15 protein-coding genes are annotated in these 17,181 nt (G+C 68.3%); 10 read left to right on the top strand and 5 right to left on the bottom strand.

The window, feature by feature from the left end; genetic code table 11:
* The first annotated feature begins 12 nt into the window (after positions 1–12).
* Entirely contained in the window at positions 13–1,113 is a 1,101-nt protein-coding gene (locus tag C8E99_RS05865; RefSeq protein ID WP_115931502.1) for an ROK family protein, read from the top strand.
* 28 nt (positions 1,114–1,141) lie between these two features.
* Here the strand turns inward: C8E99_RS05865 and C8E99_RS05860 are convergent, their stop codons facing one another.
* Entirely contained in the window at positions 1,142–1,630 is a 489-nt protein-coding gene (locus tag C8E99_RS05860; protein WP_115931501.1) for a DUF308 domain-containing protein, read from the bottom strand.
* Positions 1,627–2,415 (bottom strand): alpha/beta hydrolase, encoded by a 789-nt coding sequence (locus C8E99_RS05855; protein WP_211308991.1) that lies wholly within the window; start codon positions 2,413–2,415, stop codon positions 1,627–1,629. Before C8E99_RS05855 ends, C8E99_RS05860 begins: the two co-directional genes overlap by 4 nt.
* 81 nt (positions 2,416–2,496) lie before the next feature.
* On the opposite strand from C8E99_RS05855, the gene C8E99_RS05850 reads away from it, so the two are divergent.
* Both C8E99_RS05850 and C8E99_RS05845 read left to right on the top strand, forming a co-directional pair.
* Positions 2,497–3,195, top strand: a complete 699-nt coding sequence (locus C8E99_RS05850; protein WP_115931500.1) for a lysophospholipid acyltransferase family protein — start codon at positions 2,497–2,499, stop codon at positions 3,193–3,195.
* A 44-nt stretch (positions 3,196–3,239) separates the two neighbouring features.
* Entirely contained in the window at positions 3,240–4,643 is a 1,404-nt protein-coding gene (locus C8E99_RS05845; protein ID WP_115931499.1) for a class II 3-deoxy-7-phosphoheptulonate synthase, read from the top strand.
* A 77-nt stretch (positions 4,644–4,720) separates the two neighbouring features.
* Here C8E99_RS05845 and C8E99_RS05840 read toward each other — a convergent pair whose 3' ends face one another.
* Together C8E99_RS05840 and C8E99_RS05835 are read right to left on the bottom strand one after the other, a co-directional pair.
* On the bottom strand, positions 4,721–7,042 hold the full coding sequence (locus C8E99_RS05840) for a Stk1 family PASTA domain-containing Ser/Thr kinase (RefSeq protein ID WP_115931498.1): 2,322 nt from the start codon (positions 7,040–7,042) through the stop codon (positions 4,721–4,723).
* 43 nt (positions 7,043–7,085) lie between these two features.
* Positions 7,086–8,786 (bottom strand): LysM peptidoglycan-binding domain-containing protein, encoded by a 1,701-nt coding sequence (locus C8E99_RS05835; RefSeq protein ID WP_115931497.1) that lies wholly within the window; start codon positions 8,784–8,786, stop codon positions 7,086–7,088.
* A gap of 250 nt (positions 8,787–9,036) precedes the next feature.
* On the opposite strand from C8E99_RS05835, the gene C8E99_RS05830 reads away from it, so the two are divergent.
* The gene (locus tag C8E99_RS05830; protein ID WP_245952109.1) at positions 9,037–9,426 is read left to right on the top strand and encodes an Rv2175c family DNA-binding protein; all 390 of its coding nucleotides are present in this window, start codon (positions 9,037–9,039) and stop codon (positions 9,424–9,426) included.
* Between the two features lie 20 nt (positions 9,427–9,446).
* On the opposite strand, the gene C8E99_RS05825 is transcribed toward C8E99_RS05830, so the two are convergent.
* Positions 9,447–10,556 carry a polyprenyl synthetase family protein gene (locus C8E99_RS05825; protein WP_245952108.1) on the bottom strand — a complete coding sequence of 370 codons (1,110 nt, stop codon included), beginning with the start codon at positions 10,554–10,556 and terminating at the stop codon, positions 9,447–9,449.
* A gap of 76 nt (positions 10,557–10,632) precedes the next feature.
* On the opposite strand from C8E99_RS05825, the gene dinB reads away from it, so the two are divergent.
* From dinB to C8E99_RS05795, 6 genes are all read left to right on the top strand, one after another.
* A complete protein-coding gene (gene dinB, locus C8E99_RS05820; protein ID WP_115931496.1) occupies positions 10,633–11,901 on the top strand; it encodes a DNA polymerase IV in 1,269 nt (422 codons plus the stop codon).
* Positions 11,902–12,015: 114 nt separating this feature from the next.
* The gene (locus tag C8E99_RS05815) at positions 12,016–12,384 is read left to right on the top strand and encodes a DUF3040 domain-containing protein (RefSeq protein ID WP_115931495.1); all 369 of its coding nucleotides are present in this window, start codon (positions 12,016–12,018) and stop codon (positions 12,382–12,384) included.
* A 520-nt stretch (positions 12,385–12,904) separates the two neighbouring features.
* Positions 12,905–13,336: a division/cell wall cluster transcriptional repressor MraZ gene (gene mraZ, locus C8E99_RS05810; RefSeq protein ID WP_115931494.1), complete on the top strand. Its 432-nt coding sequence runs from the start codon at positions 12,905–12,907 to the stop codon at positions 13,334–13,336.
* Between the two features lie 233 nt (positions 13,337–13,569).
* The gene (gene rsmH / locus C8E99_RS05805) at positions 13,570–14,520 is read left to right on the top strand and encodes a 16S rRNA (cytosine(1402)-N(4))-methyltransferase RsmH (protein ID WP_211309094.1); all 951 of its coding nucleotides are present in this window, start codon (positions 13,570–13,572) and stop codon (positions 14,518–14,520) included.
* Positions 14,517–15,299 carry a cell division protein FtsL gene (gene ftsL / locus C8E99_RS05800; RefSeq protein WP_115931492.1) on the top strand — a complete coding sequence of 261 codons (783 nt, stop codon included), beginning with the start codon at positions 14,517–14,519 and terminating at the stop codon, positions 15,297–15,299. The genes rsmH and ftsL overlap by 4 nt, the downstream gene beginning before the upstream one ends.
* A 78-nt stretch (positions 15,300–15,377) precedes the next feature.
* Entirely contained in the window at positions 15,378–17,177 is a 1,800-nt protein-coding gene (locus tag C8E99_RS05795; RefSeq protein WP_115931491.1) for a peptidoglycan D,D-transpeptidase FtsI family protein, read from the top strand.
* The last annotated feature ends 4 nt before the right edge of the window (positions 17,178–17,181 follow it).

The following is a 17,181-nucleotide window of genomic DNA, read 5'->3' as shown; positions in this document are numbered from 1 at the left end:
GGGGGTCTGGACGTGGCTGACGTGGTTCGTGCTGGCAGTACACCGGTCGCCGCGTCCATCGGCATGGACGTGGGTGGGGGCGCCGTGAAGGCGGGAACGGTGGTTCTGACCGCCGATGGGACCCTGACCGGGACGGTCCTGCCGGGTGGCGGAGGCTCCGCGATGGAGGCCGCTGAGACCCGGATCGAGCACCAGGTCGAATCGGACGGAGACGCGTTGTCCGCCCTGTGTGCCGCCGTCGCCCGGGACCAGTACATCGGTCTCCGCTCCCGCTGGCCCGGCCTCCCCGTGGTGTGGGGTGTCTCCGCCGCGGCCTGGATCGATCCGCACAGCGGTCGGTCGGTGTTCAGTCCGCACCTGGGCGGCTGGCGGGACCGTGCCCTGCCGCAGGACCTCTCCCGCGCCCTCTCCGGCCTCACCGGACTCCCGGTGACACCCGAGGAACCGATCGGCCACACCCCGGGGGCGATCCCCGTGCCCTCGGTGGTCAATGACGCCGATGCGGCGGCTTGGGCAGAAGCTCGGCTGGCACCATCCACCGACGGCCCGGACCGGATGGTCTTCGTGGCGATCGGCACCGGCATCGGCGGTGCGTTGGTTCGGGACGGCGCCGTGGACATCGGCGAGCACGGCATGGCCGGTGAGTTCGGGCATATGACCATGGACCCGTCCGGCCCGCCGTGCCCCTGTGGCAATACCGGCTGCTGGGAACTGCTCGTCTCCGCGGACGCCCTGGCGGCCCGTGCCGGGCGGACCTCGGCGCGTGCCACCATCGACGACGCCCTGGACGGAGACCCGGCCTGCCGCGACGCCGTGGCCGGCACCGGCCGGTGGCTCGGCCGCGGCCTGGCCACGCTGGCAGCAGTCCTGGATCCGGGACGGTTCGTCATCGGCGGCGGTGTGGCCGCCACAGGGGAGTTGCTGCTGGCGCCCGCGCGTGAGGAACTGGCCCGGCACCTTCCCGGCGGACGACGCCGTCCCCTTCCGTCGGTCTCGGTCGCGACCTTGGGCAATCGGTCCGGATGGGTGGGAGCAGCGGGAGTTGCGCTGGAACGCGCGGGCTGGCCCGTGCGGGCGCTGTCAACCGGGCCGGGCTCCTCGTCGGCGCGGTAGCCCGTCTCCGCGGAACTCGGCCGGACCCTTAGACCTGGGCGCCGTCGTCGTTCCAGGGATCACGGCGATCCTGGTCCCGGGGCAGGGACAGGAACAAGCCGATCGCCCCGGCCACGAAGGCGGCGATGAAGACCGTGACGACGATGCCGGGGATGCCGGGCCAGAAGAGGGCGGATAACAGCAACGCCGCCGGACCGCCGATCAGCCCGACCACGCTCAAGACCATGGCCGGACGTCCGGTGGCCAGGGCAGGAGGATCGGGCGGGACGAAGTCACCCTCGTCCTCATCGTCGACGGTGTAGTCCCGCGGCCCCCACGCCGGTGTCTCGGCGAAGTATGAGGCGAGGTCGGGTCGCTCCGCCGTGGGTGGTTCGGGGGCGGGCCCAGACGGCTCGAGCGGGCCGAGGCCCTCGACGATCTGTTGCCACTGGCGATCGATCTCGGCCTGGTCCTGGTGCTCGCGGTCTCCTTCGCCGTCATGCTCGTGACCGTGAGATCCGTCCCGGCGTTCAGTCATGACAGTCCTTCCCGGCGGCGGGAGTCCACGGTGGCGGACATGAAGGCGATCGACTCGTCGTGGATGAGGCCGGCGTCCCAGTCCAGGGTGGCCACGTGATAGCTGTTGTACAGCGGCCGGACTGTCAGCAGTCCAGGCGAGAGTCCGCTCCCCAGGGCGGTCATCGAGGAATGCGGCACCACGTGGTCTGTGGTGGAGCGGAACGCCAGCACCGGTGAGTCGATGTCCGGCAGGGCGCGGCGGGCCGCCGTCTGCACCGCGCCGACGTGGCGCACGCCGGCCAGCGGGGTGCGGGGATAGGCTCGTTCGTCCACATCGGGGCGCACCGTGTCATTGGCAATGGGTGCGACGGTGCGGACGGCGAGACGGAGCAGCCCGGCCAGGGGTGCGGCCGCGGAGGCGAACCGCAGGGCCGGATTCACAACCACGGCCCCCGCGACCGGCCGGTGGGCTGCGGCGTCGAGGGCGAGGGCACCACCCATGGACAGCCCCGCCACGAACACGTGCTCGTGGCTGGCGAGTAGGTGATCGACGGTCTGGCGGGCGGTGGCGCGCCAGTCTGCGGCGGTGATCCGTTCCAGGTCCTCCCACCGGTTGCCATGGCCGGCCAGCAAGGGCACCTCGACGTCGGCACCGGCCTGCGCGAGGGCCGTGGCCCACGGGGCTACCGAGAACGGGCCCGAGGTGAAACCGTGGAACAGCGCGACGGCGGTGGAGCCGGGGCCGCAGGCCAGGACGCCATCCGGGGCGCCGCCCAGGGTCATCGGCCTCTGCAGGGGATCCATCACGCCAGCCTAGCCGCCACGGTGGCTCCATACTCCTAGACTGGTGCCGGTCCGCACCGTCTGAGGAGAGGTTCATCTTCCGTGTTCTATTGGTTCGCCAAGACCTTCGTGGTGGCACCCGTGACGAACCTCCTGTTCCGCCCCTGGGTCAAGGGGCTGAACAATGTGCCCGAGGAGGGGGCGGCCATCCTGGCCAGCAACCATCTCTCGGTGTCCGACTCCATCTTCATGCCAGCCCAGCTGTACCGGCAGGTGCACTTCCTGGCCAAGAAGGAGTACTTCTCGGGCAAGGGACCCAAGGGGTGGATCACCCGGAAGTTCTTCGAGGCCACCAACCAGCTGCCCATGGACCGGGCCGGTGGCATGGCCTCGCTCGACTCGCTCCGGTCCGGCCTCGAGGTGCTGCAGGACGGCAAGCTCCTCGGGATCTATCCGGAGGGCACGCGCAGTCCGGACGGACGGCTGTACCGGGGCAAGCTGGGCGTGGCCAAGCTCGCCCTGAACGCCCGGGTGCCCGTGGTGCCGATCGCGATGATCGGAACGGACAAGGTTCAGCCCATCGGCCGCGCCATCCCCAGCATCCGCCGCGTGGGCATGATCTTCGGCCAGCCCCTGGACTTCTCGGAGTACTACGACCGCGCCGGAGACCGCTTCGTGGAACGGCAGGTCACCGATCAGATCGTGGAGGCCATCCGGAGGCTCTCCGGCCAGGAGTACGTGGACGTCTACGCCTCCACCGTGAAGAGCCAGCCCGCCTCGGGCGCACCGGACGCGCAGTAGGTCACAAGCGCGCATCCACGGCCGGGGTTCCGTACCCTGTAACCATGATTTCGGATCCCACCACAGACTTCCCGGCCTTCGGCTCAGCCCAATCCAATGGCGCGGCCGACTATCCCGGCCTGGATGATTGGCGGGCAAAGCCGGTGTCCCAGCAACCCACCTGGGAGGATCCGGCCGAGTTCGAGTCCGCGATGGCGGAGCTGTCCTCCGCCCCGCCGCTGGTGTTCGCCGGTGAGGTGGATGTGCTCCGCACCCAGTTGGCCGCAGCCGCCCAAGGCGAGGCCTTCCTGCTCCAGGGTGGTGACTGCGCCGAGACCTTTGCCGGCGCCACGGCCAACAAGATCAGTGCGCGGGTCAAGACCATCCTCCAGATGGCCGTGGTCCTGACGTACGGTGCCTCGCTGCCGGTGGTGAAGATGGGCCGGATGGCCGGCCAGTTCGCCAAGCCTCGGTCCTCGGACACCGAGACTCGGGACGGCGTCACCCTGCCGTCCTTCCGCGGCGAGATCGTCAACGGCTTCGACTTCACCCCGGAATCCCGCCGTCACAATCCGCAGCGCATGGTCCAGGCCTACAACACCTCAGCCGCCACGCTGAACCTGGTCCGCGCCTTCACCCAGGGTGGATTCGCCGATCTGCGGTCCGTGCACGCCTGGAACCAGGGCTTCATGAAGAATCCCGCCTACTCCCGCTACGAGGAGCTCGCGGGTGAGATCGATCGTGCGGTGCGGTTCATGGACGCCGCGGGCGTGGACTTCAGTGCCCTGCGTCGTACGGATTTCTTCACGGCCCACGAGGCCCTGCTGCTGGATTACGAACGAGCCCTGACCCGTATCGACTCCCGCTCCGGCCTGCCGTACTCGACCTCCGGACACTTCCTGTGGATCGGCGAGAGGACCCGTGACCTGGACGGCGCCCATGTGGAGTTCCTCTCCAAGGTCCGGAACCCGATCGGCGTGAAGCTCGGGCCCACCACGAAACCCGAGGACGCTCTGGCGCTTATCGACAAGCTTGATCCCGAACGCGAGCCGGGCCGGCTGACCTTCATCACCCGGATGGGTGCCGGCAGGATCCGGGAGAACCTGCCCGCCCTGGTGGAAGCGGTCCGGGACTCGGGAGCCCAGCCGCTGTGGGTCACCGACCCGATGCACGGCAACACGGTCACCGCCGCCAACGGCTACAAGACGCGACGGTTCGACGACGTCATGGACGAGGTGCGGGGATTCTTCGAGGTCCACCGGGCCGCCGGGACCTACCCGGGCGGCCTGCACGTGGAGATGACCGGTGACGACGTGGCGGAGTGCCTGGGCGGTTCGGACCCGATCGACGAGTCAGCCTTCGCCGACCGCTACGAGACACTGGTGGATCCGCGACTGAACCACCAACAGTCCCTCGAGATGGCGTTCCTGGTCACCGAGGCCCTGTCCCACCCCGGCCGCTCGGTCTAGAGCAGGCGGCGGACGTCCGGCCTGACCGGCTGGACGTCCGCATTGGTCCGGACGACCTACCGCCGGACACAGGATGACTAGAGGATGAGGATCCGCACCGTCGACCCCTCGGCCGCCTCGGCCCCGGACTCGGGTGACTGGTTCCGGACCCGGCCCTCTCGGCTGCCGAAGAAGTCGCCGAGAATCTCGGTCTCCTCCACCTCGAAGCCGGCTTCCTCGAGCTGACGACGCGCCTCACCCTGGGGTTGGCCGGTGACATCGGGGACCTCAATCATCCTCGGCCCCAGTGACTGGACCGCAGTGACCGTCGACCCGGGCAGCACGTCGCCCTCGGCCGGATCCTGGGTGATGATGCGGCCCGCCTCGACGGAGGCGGAGTGCTCGCTGCCGCTGACCTCCAATTGCAGGCCGGCCGCCTCCAGTTCGGACGTGGCCTCCTCCACCGTCATCCCAGAGAGATCCGGGACGGCGACCGGCTGAGGCCCCTCTGAGACGACGACGGAGACCGCGTGGTTGCGGCGCAGCTCGTCCTGGGCGGCAGGGGATTGGCTGAGGATGGAGCCCTGCTCCACGGTGCCGGAGTATTCGTGGGTCACGGTGCCCAAGGCCAGTTCGGCGTCCTGGAGGGTGGCTTCGGCCTCGTCTTGTCCTAGACCGGTCAGATCGGGCACCGCGAACAGTTCAGGTCCCAAGGACACCGTGACCAGCACCGTGTTGAACCGCCTCACTTCGGTTCCGCCCTGGGGGTCGGTGGCGATCACGCTGTCCTCTGCCACCACGTCATGGTGGACGCTGGCCAGGGCATAGCCGACTCCCGTCTGCTGGAGCGCATCCACCGCCGAGATCTTGCTGCGGCCCTCCACCTCCGGGACGGTGACCACGCCGCCGGGGCCGGCACCGAAGAACCAGCCCGCCAGGACCAGGATGGCGGTGATGATGAGCACGACGGCGGCCCAGATCCACATGCGTTTGCCGTTGCGGTGGCCGAGGACCTCCGTGGGGGTCTTCGCCTGGCGGGCTGCTTGGCGCCGCTCCTGGCGTGCAGAGACGGAACGGCCTGGTGCCCTGACGGTCCGCCCGGTACGGCCCGGTCTGCCGGTCGTGCCCGTCCTGTCGGTCTGGTCCGTCCCGGGAGCCTCGAGGGCAGGTGCTCCGGACGAGCCCGACACATCGGACTGGCGGGTGTGAGGCCCGGCCGGTGGAGTCCCGTGCTCGTCTGGCTGGAGCGTGGGCAGCACCGAGGTGCGGTGATGGCCGGCCGGCGGCAAGGCCGGCGGCAAGAACGTCGTCGCCCCGGGATCCAGGAGGTCGGTGGCATTGAGGTGGTCCACGGATCCGATGACGTCCGTGGCCTCCTGGTCCCAGGACTCGCCGTCGTCCCGGGCCCCATCGCCGTCGTCGGCATCCTGGGAGTCGTCGGGCTCGGCTTCGCGGTGATAGCCCTGAGAGCCCAGTACCTCGGTGCCGGCCGGACCGGCGGCGGCCGCTGCAGCCCCGGCAGCCGCGGGTGCCGTGAATGCCTCGATATCGAGGTCCTCGTCAGGGAGGGACGATCGGAGACTGCGAATCTCGGCCAGGAGGACGGCGGCGTCCGCCGGGCGGTCGCGTGCGTTCGGCGCCGTCGACCACTGGACCAGCCGGTCCAGGTCGGTGGCCAGTCCCGGGACGGCCTCGGACGGGGCGGGCACCTCGTTGTTGATGTGCTGATAGGCCACCTGGATAGGGGAAGACCCGGTGAAGGGCTGGCGGCCGGTCAGCATCTCGTACGCCATGATGCCGACGGCGTAGACGTCGCTGCGTTCGTCCGCAGGGGAGCCGCTGACCAGTTCCGGGGAGATGTAGGCCACGGTTCCGACCAAGGCAGCACCCGTCCCGGTGAAATTGGTGGTGGCTCGGGCCAGGCCGAAGTCGGCGACCTTGATGCGACCGTCCCTGGACACCAGCACGTTCTCCGGCTTCATGTCCCGGTGGACGAGGCCGGCCCGGTGGGCCGCCGCCAGTCCGTCGACGATGGCCTCCAGGTAGGCCAACGCCACACGAGGGGTCATGGAGCTACGCCGTTCCAGAACGGTCCGCAACGTGTAGCCCGGCACATACTCCATGACGAGGTAGGCGAGGTTTCCGTCCGGGTGCTCGTCCACGCCCTGGTCCAGCACATTGACCACGTGCGGATGGGAGAGTCGGGCCGCGGTCTTGGCCTCCTGCTCGAACCGTTCGACCAGGTCGGGGTTCTCGGCGAGGTGGGGGTAGAGGACCTTGAGCGCGACCTCGCGGTCCAGACGCTGGTCCACCGCCAGGTACACCGTGGACATGCCGCCCCGGGCCAGCCGGGTTCGGACCTCGTACCGTCCCTCGATGACGGTCCCGTTCATGGGGTCGGCGCGGTATTCCTTCACCATTACAGGGTAGACCGGCCCAGCGTCCGGTCCGGGGACCGGAGGCTCAGAAGCGCTTCATGTAGTTCTTGACCTTGGCCACATAGTCCTTGGTGTCCGACTTCATGCCGTTGCGCTGCACACCACCCAGTCCCTGGTAGTAGGCCGCCACGCCGATGTCGAAGGAACCGGCCGTGCGCTGCAGCTGGCGGATGATTGCGACGCCGGCCGTCGCGTTGTCATGCGGGTCCAGCAGGTTGAGCTTGCGTCCGACCAGGTCTGAGGCCCAGTCGCCCGAGCTCGGGATGACCTGCATGGCACCGATCGCATTGGCCGGGGAGACCGAGGCGTGGTTGAAGCTGGACTCGGTGAAGGCGTGGGCCAGGGCCAGGGACGGATCGACGCCCATCTGCCGGGCGGTGTCCGCGATGATCGCCTGCATCTGGGAACGGGATGGGACTCCGGCATTGAGCAGGGCCCGCTTGTTCTCGTTGGCGTCGCGGACGATGTGGTCCGGGTAGGTGTAGTGCAGGAAGGTATTCGGGACGAGGTCGTCCTCCGCCGGGGCGGCGGATGACCCGGACCCGGAGAGCTTGAGCTTCTGTCCCGGGTGGATGGTGGCCGACTCACTGAAGCCGTTCGCCGACAGCAGGGTGGACAGGCTGATGCCGTTCCGTGACGCGATGCCGTAGAGGGTGTCACCGGACTTGACGGTGTACGACTGCACGGTGCTGTTTGCTGGAGTACCGGAGGAGGCAGGGGCGACGGTGGTGTTGCCGGAGAGCTTCAGCTTCTGTCCTGGGTGGATGGTCGCGGTCGAGGACAGGCCATTGGCCTTCAGCAGCACGGAGAGGCCCATGCCGTTGCGAGCGGCGATGCCGGAGAGGGTGTCGCCCGACTTCACCGTGTAGGTCGTGGCCGCAGCGTTCCCGGCCGGCGAACCGGCAGGCGTGGCGGCAGGGGTACTGCTGCTGCCGGAGAGCTTGAGCTTCTGGCCCGGGTAGATGGTGGAGGAGGAGGTGATGCCATTGGCCTTGAGGAGGGTGGACAGGCTGACACCGTGGCGGGAGGAGATGCCATACAGGGTGTCTCCCGAAACGACCGTATAGGTCTTGGCGGTGGTCGAAGCGCTGGCGGTGGAACTGCCGGACGAGGCCTGAGCCACCGTGGTGCCGCCGGAGAGCGTGAGCTTCTGGCCCGGGTAGATGATCGAGGACGCCGAGAGGCCGTTCGCCGCCAGCAGGGAGGAGAGGGCGAGGTCATGGCGCACGGCGACGTGGGACAGGGTATCCCCGGCCTTGACGGTGTAGGTCTGGGCAGTGGTGCCGCTGGATGCGGTCTGGGCGGACGTGGAAGACGACGGCGCGGAGCCCGGGAGCGTGATCTTCTGGCCCGGGTGGATGATCGTGGAGGCCGAGAGGCCGTTGGCCTTCAGCAGTGCCGACAGTGAGAGATCGTGGCGCACGGCGATGTGGGACAGGGTGTCCCCGGCCTTGACCGTGTAGCTGGCGGCAGCCTTGGCGCTCTTGACGGCACCGGCGCCGGAGAAGGAAGCGGGAACGCTCGAGGCCAGCGACGCGGTGGAGAGTCGCAGCTGTGCCGTCTCGATGTTCACGGGCGAGGCGGACCGTGGGGTGAGCGCTTGACGAGGGGCGTCGGCTACCGCCGGCGTGGCCAGGGCGGCTGAGCCCAGCACCATGAGCGGCAGGGTTGACGTGGCCAGGGCGGACTTCAACAGGCGTGGCGTACCGGAAGGGCGATCAGTCATGTGGGTTTCCTCTGAAGGTGCTGCACCACCGAGGCTGCTCCTGTCACGGGTGTGAACAGAATGACAAACCACGTCTGATGATGCCTGTAATGAAAATGTGACAGATGTAAACGTACCTGAAGGTAGTTACGGAAGGGAATCTAGACGGTAACGATTCGGCAACGTAGCCGCGTTGCGCTTGGACAGTCTCGGCAACCGGCCGTGGGTACGGGGTGTCCCACGCTGCCGCGTCAGTCGTTAGGCTGGACGGGTGAATACCGCCGCAGGCAACAACGCCGCATCGCAGGAGCCGACGCTCGAAGACCTGGTCCAGGACTGGGAGTACTTTCCCGACCTGGCCGAGAAATGGGACATCCCGGTCACTCGGGTCCACAACATGGTCAGTGAAGGACGGTTGCTGACCGCCAAGGTCGGCGAACGTCACGCCCGTGCCGTTCCGGCCCTCTTCCTGGTGGAGGACGGTCCCCTGGAGCCGCTGAAGGGGACTATCTCGGTCCTCAGGGACGCCAGGTTCTCAGATGACGAGGCCATTCGCTGGCTCTACACGTCGGACGAATCCCTCCCGGGCCGGCCCATCGACGCGTTGCGGGAGGGTCGCAAGACGGAGATACGCCGGAGGGCGCAGGCGCTGGCCTGGTAGTCGTCAGTCCCGACCGGAGCCTAGTGCTTCCGGTCCAAGATCTGCCGGGCCAACTGCCCCAGCCCCACTTTGGCGCCCTGGTCCATGGGCGCTTCGACCAGGGCGGCCAGGGAAGCGTCACCGAGGTCGAGGACCTCGCGCTCCACCCGGGCACGGGCGCCTCCTGATTCCAACAGCGTCTGGATCCGAGACACGGCCTCAGGGGACAGTTGCGGATCGCCCAGCGCTGCCTCCACTTCTGCCACCTGGCTGGGGGTGAGCAGGTCCAGGGCGTGTGCCACCAGCTCGGTGCGCTTCCCCTCGCGCAGATCGTCCCCTGCCGGCTTCCCGGTCACCGCGGGGTCACCGAAGACGCCGAGTAGATCGTCCTGCAGCTGGAAAGCCTCGCCCAGGGGCGCGGAGATCCGCCCGTAGTGCTCCAGCAGGTCCTCGTCCGCGCCGGCCAGGATCCCGCCCAGGCCCAGCGGGTGGACCACGGAGTACCGGGCGGACTTGAACCGCAGGACAGTGCGAGCGCGCTGCAAGGCCTCGGCCGGGTCCTGGCCCGGCACCTCGACCTCATCGAGGATGTCCAGGTACTGGCCGGCCATGACCTCGAACCGCATCTCGTTGAACAGGCTTCGCGCGCCCGCCGGGTTCGTGGAGGCATCGGCGGCGGAGGCGAACACCTCCTCGCTCAGGGACAGGCACAGGTCGCCCGTCAGGATGGCGGCGGACACCCCGAAATGACAGGGGTCCTGCCGCCAGCCCGCCTGCTGGTGGCGGGCTTCGAAGGCGCGGTGGATGCTGGGGGCACCCCGGCGGGTGTCGGATCGATCGAGGATGTCGTCGTGGATCAGGGCCGCGGCCTGGAACAATTCGAGTGCCACGGCCGCATCCAGGATGCGCGGGTCATCGGGGTGACCTCCGGCGCCCTGCCAGCCCCACCAGGACAACACGGCCCGCATCCGCTTCCCGCCGCGGACGAGTCCGGCGATCGACTCCACCAAAGGGGTGGCGGAGTCGGAGATTGCCGCTGCGCGGCCACGGTACCCGTCCAACAGCTCGACCATGCGGACCCCTACGGCCCGGACGAAGGCCGACTCGTGGTCGATGTCGGTGGTCTGGGGGAGAGAAGGGGGGACGGGCACGGTGCTCCTTGGGCTCCTGGGGGCGGTTCGGCGGCGTGCCCAGACTACCGGTGGCCGCGGGCTCTAAGCTGGTCCCATGACAGAGCGCAGGACCCTGACGTCCGCCGAGACCGGCGGATCGGATGGATCCTGGGACGCCGTGATCCTGCACGTGGACATGGATGCCTTCTTCCTGTCGGTGGAGTTGCTCGACCATCCGGAACTAGCGGGGATCCCCTCGCTCGTCGCACACCGTGGCGGCCGATCGGTGGTCCTGTCGGCTTCCTATGAAGCGCGCGCCTTCGGAGTGCGCTCGGCCATGCCGTTGGCGCATGCCCAAGCGCTCTGCCCGGGTGTCGCCGTGGTGGAACCCCGGCCCGAACGCTATGCCGCTGCCTCTTCTGACGTGATGCGGATCCTGACGTCCTTCACTCCGGTTCTGGAACAGCTCAGCATCGACGAGGCCTTCCTGGACGTCTCTGGGGCACGACGCCGGCTCGGTTCGCCCGCGCGGATCGGCGCCCTGATCCGGGAGCAGGTCCGTGAACGGACGGGGTTGCCCTGCACCGTTGGTGCGGCGGCCACCAAATCCGTCGCCAAGATCGTCTCCACGCGGGCCAAGCCCGATGGCCTCGTGGTGGTCCCACCGGAGCGGACCCGCGCCTACCTGGACCCGCTGCCGGTCTCCGCTCTCTGGGGTGTGGGGCCGGTCCTGCGTGAGCGACTGGTGGCGGCCGGCCTCACCACGGTGGCCGAACTGGCATCCCAGTCCCCGCAGCGGATGGAGCGGTGGCTCGGAGTCCAGGGGCCGGCCCTGCAGAAGCTGGCCCGGGGGATCGATCCCCGTCCCGTCACGCCCGAGCGAGAGACCAAGAGCCTGGGTGTGGAGAAGACGTTCGAACAGGATGTCCGCGACCCGGCTGTCCTCCACCGGCACCTGGTGGCACTGGCCCATGAGGGCGCCATTAGGCTACGCCGCGCCGGCTTCCGTGCGGGGGCGGTCAGCGTGAAGGTCAAGGCGCCGGATCTGTCCGTGAAGACCCGCACCATGACGTTGCCGGCGCCCGTGGACTCCGCCGGACCCCTCGCCGAGGCTGCTGAAGCTCTCCTGGCCGGGCTCACGGACGGCCAGGGCATCCCAGTCCGGTTGCTGGGGATCCGCGCGGAGCGGTTGTCCGGCGCCGACGAGGTGGTGCAGGAGGCTCTGTTGTGGGAGGACGAGAGCCCTCCTGCAGACTGGTCCGAGGCGGATCGGGTAGCCGATGACATCCGCCGTAAATTCCCTCACGCCGCGTTGAAGCCCGCCACGCTGGTGGAGCGGAACGCGCCGGAATCGGGGCCGGCCCAGCGCAAAGATATTCGCTGATCGCGGAACTGTTCGTATCAAGACGGTCAAAGGGCGTCACCGATATGGCGTGGGGGCCCGGGCGAGCCCTATGCTAGATGAACGGGAAGGCCCGGGCCGGAAGAGGAGGCAGCGATGCCGTTGTCTGAGCGGGAGCAGAAGCTCCTTGAGCAGCTGGAACAACAGCTGAATGCAGAGGACCCGCACTTTGCCACGAGCATGAGTGAAGCGGGTGCCTCTCGTTTTTCGACCACCCGATTGGTGGCCGGCGCGGTGACCGCGGCGGTGGGACTCGGCGCCCTCCTATGGGGCGTCTCCCAACAGTTCATCTGGTTGGGCATTATCGGGTTCATTGTCATGGCGGCCGGGGTCTACGTGGCCACGAGCCGGTCTCGGCAGCCCACGGGTGGACGGGGCCACGACTCCGCCGCCGCCAAGAAGAACTCGCCCTTCATGGCGAATCTGGAGCAGCGGTGGGAGGAACGCCGCAACCAGGAACCCTGATCGTGCGCTGATCACTACTGAATACTCCGGACTGCCATGGCATGTCCGGAATCGCAACCCCGTCGCTCAGCGGCGGGGTTTCGTCGTTAACGGGATGTGCCGGCGTGCCCTCCACTGCGCTCCCCACCGCACTCCCCACTTCCCTCCCCACTTCCCTCCTCACTTCCCGTTCCCGGCGCGCTCAAGGCAGGGCACCGCCCCCGTGACGGGGGAGGGAGCGCCGTGGCGGGCGGCAGACAGGCGGCGAGTGCGCGGGACTCCCTCCACTCCCTCCACCGCCCTCCCCGTCTGACCCTGAGGGGAGGGCGGCACCGTCCCCTCGCCGCAAATCCCCTTGATGACAAGGAAGGGCGGCTAGGCGGGGAAGCGAGGGCAGCCGTGAACGACCCTGCGCCACGCCGTGTCTCCACCCCGTTTTGGCTTGACTGTGGGGGGTTGTGGGGTAAAGTGGAGGACATCAGAGGATGGTGGTGAAGAAGGAGGGTCACGCGCACCTCTCAGACGGCAAAGGTGGTGGGTCGTGTTCCTTGGGACCTATACGCCGCGCCTGGATGAGAAGGCGAGGCTGATCCTCCCGGCCAAGTTCCGAGAGGAGCTGGCCGAGGGCTTGGTCCTCACTCGAGGGCAGGAGCGCTGCATCTATGTCTTCAGTGCTCGTGAGTTCGAGAAGGTTCACGAGCAGATGAGGTCGGCACCACTGTCCTCACGCCAGGCCAGGGACTACATCCGTGTGTTCCTGTCCGGTGCGTCGGACGAGACTCCGGATAAGCAGGGACGCATCACCATCCCGGCTCCGTTGCGCAGCTATGCGGGACTGGACCGGGAGCTGGCCGTGATCGGTGCCGGCAGCAGGGCCGAGATCTGGGATGCCGGGTCCTGGTCCTCCTACCTGGAGGAGCAGGAGAACGCGTTCTCCGAGACTGACGAGGAAGTACTGCCCGGGATCTTCTAGGAGACCCGGATGCATAACCACACAGCGCGGATTCTTGAATGAGACCTCCAGCCGCCCTCGGCCGGACCTGACCCGACTTCCCCCGGGCCAGGCACGGAACCGGTGAGCGGATGGGGATCTGGTCCAAGGGTCCGCCTGTCACTTAAAGGGACCGGAACACCCATCAGCGAGGGAAGGGGAGGCAACGCTTGGCAACCGAACCGACTCCGGCACAGGACCGGCACGTCCCCGTCATGCAAGACCGTGTCCTGGACCTGATGTCGCCGGGCCTCGAAGCCGCCCGCCGGGCCGGACGAACGCCGGTCTACCTCGATGGCACCCTCGGCATGGGGGGTCACGCCGAGGCGATCCTGCAGCGTCACCCGGACGCCGTCGTCGTGGGCATCGACCGTGACACCGAGGCCCTGCGCCTCGCCAGCGAACGACTGGCCTGGGCCGGGGAGCGGCTCCACACGTGGCACGGCACCTATGACGAGGTCGACGACGCCCTGGCCGCCGCGGGCTTCCACGAGGCCGACGCCATGCTCTACGACCTGGGAGTCTCCTCCTACCAGCTGGACGAACGAGGGCGGGGCTTTGCCTATTCGTACGACGCGCCGCTGGACATGCGCATGGACACCACGGGCGGCATCACCGCCGCCGACGTGGTCAATGACTATGACGAGGATCGGCTGCGGCGGATCATCCGGGCCTGGGGTGAGGAGAAGTTCGCCGGACGGATCGCCTCGGCCATCGTCAAGGCCCGGGCCGAGTCGCCCTTCACCTCCACCGGCCCCCTCGTCGAGGTCATTCGCGGAGCAGTCCCCGTGGCAGCCGGGAAGACCGGTGGTCATCCGGCCAAGCGGACCTTTCAGGCCCTGCGGATCGAGGTGAACGAGGAGCTCGACGTCCTCGAGGAGGCGCTCCCGGCGGCGCTGCGGCATCTGGCTGTCGGTGGCCGATTGGTCATCATGAGCTACCACTCTCTCGAGGACCGGATCACCAAGCGGGCGATCATGGCCGACGCCACCTCCACGGCGCCCCCCGGCTTCCCGATCGAACTCGAGGAACACGCCCCCGTGGTCAAGGTCGTCACCCGGGGCGTGGACAAGCCCACCGAGAAAGAAATCGAACAAAACCCTCGCGCCTCCTCAGCGAAAGTGCGAGCAGTTGAGAAGATCAGAGCATCAAGGAGCAAAGCATGACCGCAACGCAGCAGCGACTCGCCATGCAGCAGCCCGTCCCGACCCGCGAGAGCACCGCTCCGCAGATCGGACAGGCTGCTCCTTGGCAACCCGTCATCCGGCCCGCACGGCAGCCCGATGGTGACGCCGGCCAGAATGCCTCGTCGCGCCGGCGCACCCCATTGGCGCTCGTCCCCGCTCCCATCCGCAAGTCCGGCCGCGGATTCGCCGGGCTCTGCGTCTCCGTCCTGGTCGCTGCCCTGATGACTGTCCTCGTCACCAATATCACGGTGTCCAACCGCCAGTACGAACTGGTCTCGCTCAAGAACGAGCAGTTGGACCTGAGCCAGTCCAACGAGTTGCTCCGCCAGCAGGTCGAACACCTGGAAGCTCCGCAGAACCTGGCAGCCGAGGCCACGAAGCTGGGCATGGTCAACCCCGGAGACGTCGCCTCGATCGACCTGCCCAGCGGTGCGGTCACCGGTACTGCCACCGCAGCCGACGCCGAGGACAAGCCCAGTGGCCATGTGGCCGCCCCCGAGAGCCCCTCCGAGAAGCGGGCCGCAGCCGCTGCCGGCTCGGCCTCCACCGCCTCGGACGCGGAGACGCCCGAGGCGGTGGTGGACTCCGCCGACGTCGGCGCCTTCGCTGACCTGCCCGCTCCGTCCGGTGAGAATGCCACCGGGAACGGCTCGGCGGACAGGGCCGACAGCCCAGCGCAGGAGGGTGCGGCCGGGGGATCGGATAGCCTCAACGGCGGCACGATCCCGGCCCCGGAGTTCTCCGCCCGTGGAAACTAACGTGACACGCCCCTGACCGACCACCCGTAGGACACCACCGAACACCGCACCCGACACCGGGCAGGAAGGACACCGTAGATGGCCAGGACTCCCGGAACCGGAACAGGCGCCGCCGTGGACGCCAGCGGGCGTCGGTTGCGGCTCGGCATCCTCCTCGCCTTGGCTCTACTCGTGGTGCTGGCACTGCGGTTGGTGGTCATCCAGGGCGTCGACGCATCGGGTCATGCCTCCGAGGCAATGAAGGAGCGGCTGCGCTCCGTCTCGATCACACCGGAGCGCGGCTCCATCCTCGACTCCCAGGGCCGTGTGCTCGCCGCCTCGGTGGACCGCTACGACCTCGTGGCGGACCAGCGGCTCGTCAAGGACTACCGCAAGTGGAACAACGAGACCACCTCCATGGAGGACGTGGCCCTGGAGGACTCCCTGCAGGAACTCTCCGGCATCCTCGATGTGGACGCCGCGGAGTTGCGCGAGCGCATGGTCGGTGACCGTCCCTACAAGGTCGTCATGAAGGGCATCACGCCGGAGGTCAAGGAAAAGGCCATGGAGATCGGCATCCCCGGCCTGCTGGCCGAACCGGTGTCCGAACGCTCCTATCCGAACGGCTCGGTGGCAGGTTCCATCCTCGGCTTCCTCGGAGGAGACGGCACCCCGTTGGAAGGTCTCGAACTGAGCCAGGACGAGCACCTCTCGGGCACGGAGGGCCAGCGGACCTACGAGATCGCCGCGGACGGCGTGCGCATCCCCAACGCGGAGTTCTCCGAGACCCCCGCCGTGGACGGCCAGGACCTGCGGCTGACCATCGACCAGGACGTGCAGTGGTTCGCCCAGGAGGCGATTTCCCGGAAGACCGAGTCCTACAACGCCGACTGGGGCAACATCACCGTGATGAACGCCAAGACCGGCGAGATCGTGGCGATGGCCGACTCCACCACCGTGGACCCCTCGGATCCCTCAGCCACGGACAGCCTGTTCTGGCGGCCGACGTCCCTGACCCAGTCCTATGAACCGGGCTCCACCGGCAAGATCTCCACCTTCGCCACCGCTCTCGAGAAGGGTGGCATCTCGCCCCAGGACACCTGGACGGTCCCGAACAAGCAGGAGTTCGACGGCCAGGTCATCAATGACTCCATGCCCCACGACACGTATGACATGACCACGGCGGGCATCTTCACGCGGTCCTACAACACGGGCACCGTGCAGGTCGCGCAGACCGTCGAGGACCAGGTCCGCTACGACTACCTGAAGCAGCTCGGCGTCGGAGACCACATCGACATCGGACTGCCCGGCAGCAACAAGGGCATCCTGGTGGAACCCTCCCAGTGGGACGGCCGTCAGCGGTTCACCACCATGTTCGGCCAGGGTTACACCCAGACCACGCTGCACCTCGCCCAGATCCTGCAGACGGTGGCCAACGGCGGGGTGGAGAAGGAGGCTCAGCTGATCGATGCCTACATCGACGCCGATGGCTCGGAGAACGTCCTCCCCGAGGGCGAGGGCACCCGGATCTACTCCGAGGAGACCTCCGAGGAGATGCTGCGCATGATGGAGGGTGTCGTCGAACTGGGCACCGCGGGACCGGCGCAGATCCCCGGTTATCGAGTGGGCGGCAAGACCGGCACCGGTGAGGCCGCAGGCGTGGGCGGTTACAACGGCTACACCACCTCCTTCGCCGGCGTGGCCCCCCTCGACGATCCGCAGTTCGTCGTGGCGATCTCCGTGCACCGGCCTCAGGGCGACTGGAAGACCTGGGAGGTGGAGGACACCGCCGCCGAGGTACTGTCCTACCTGCTGACCAAGTACAACGTGCCGCCGAGCGACCAGGAACCGCAGAACTACGACGTCTTCCCCGAAGACCCGCAGAAGCGTCCCTGGTAAGAGG

It is taken from the genome of Citricoccus muralis, from assembly GCF_003386075.1.
In the GTDB taxonomy this organism is placed as follows: Bacteria; Actinomycetota; Actinomycetes; order Actinomycetales; family Micrococcaceae; genus Citricoccus; species Citricoccus muralis.
Note: the sequence above shows the minus strand (reverse complement) of the source record. Positions and strands in the feature narration are given on the sequence as shown.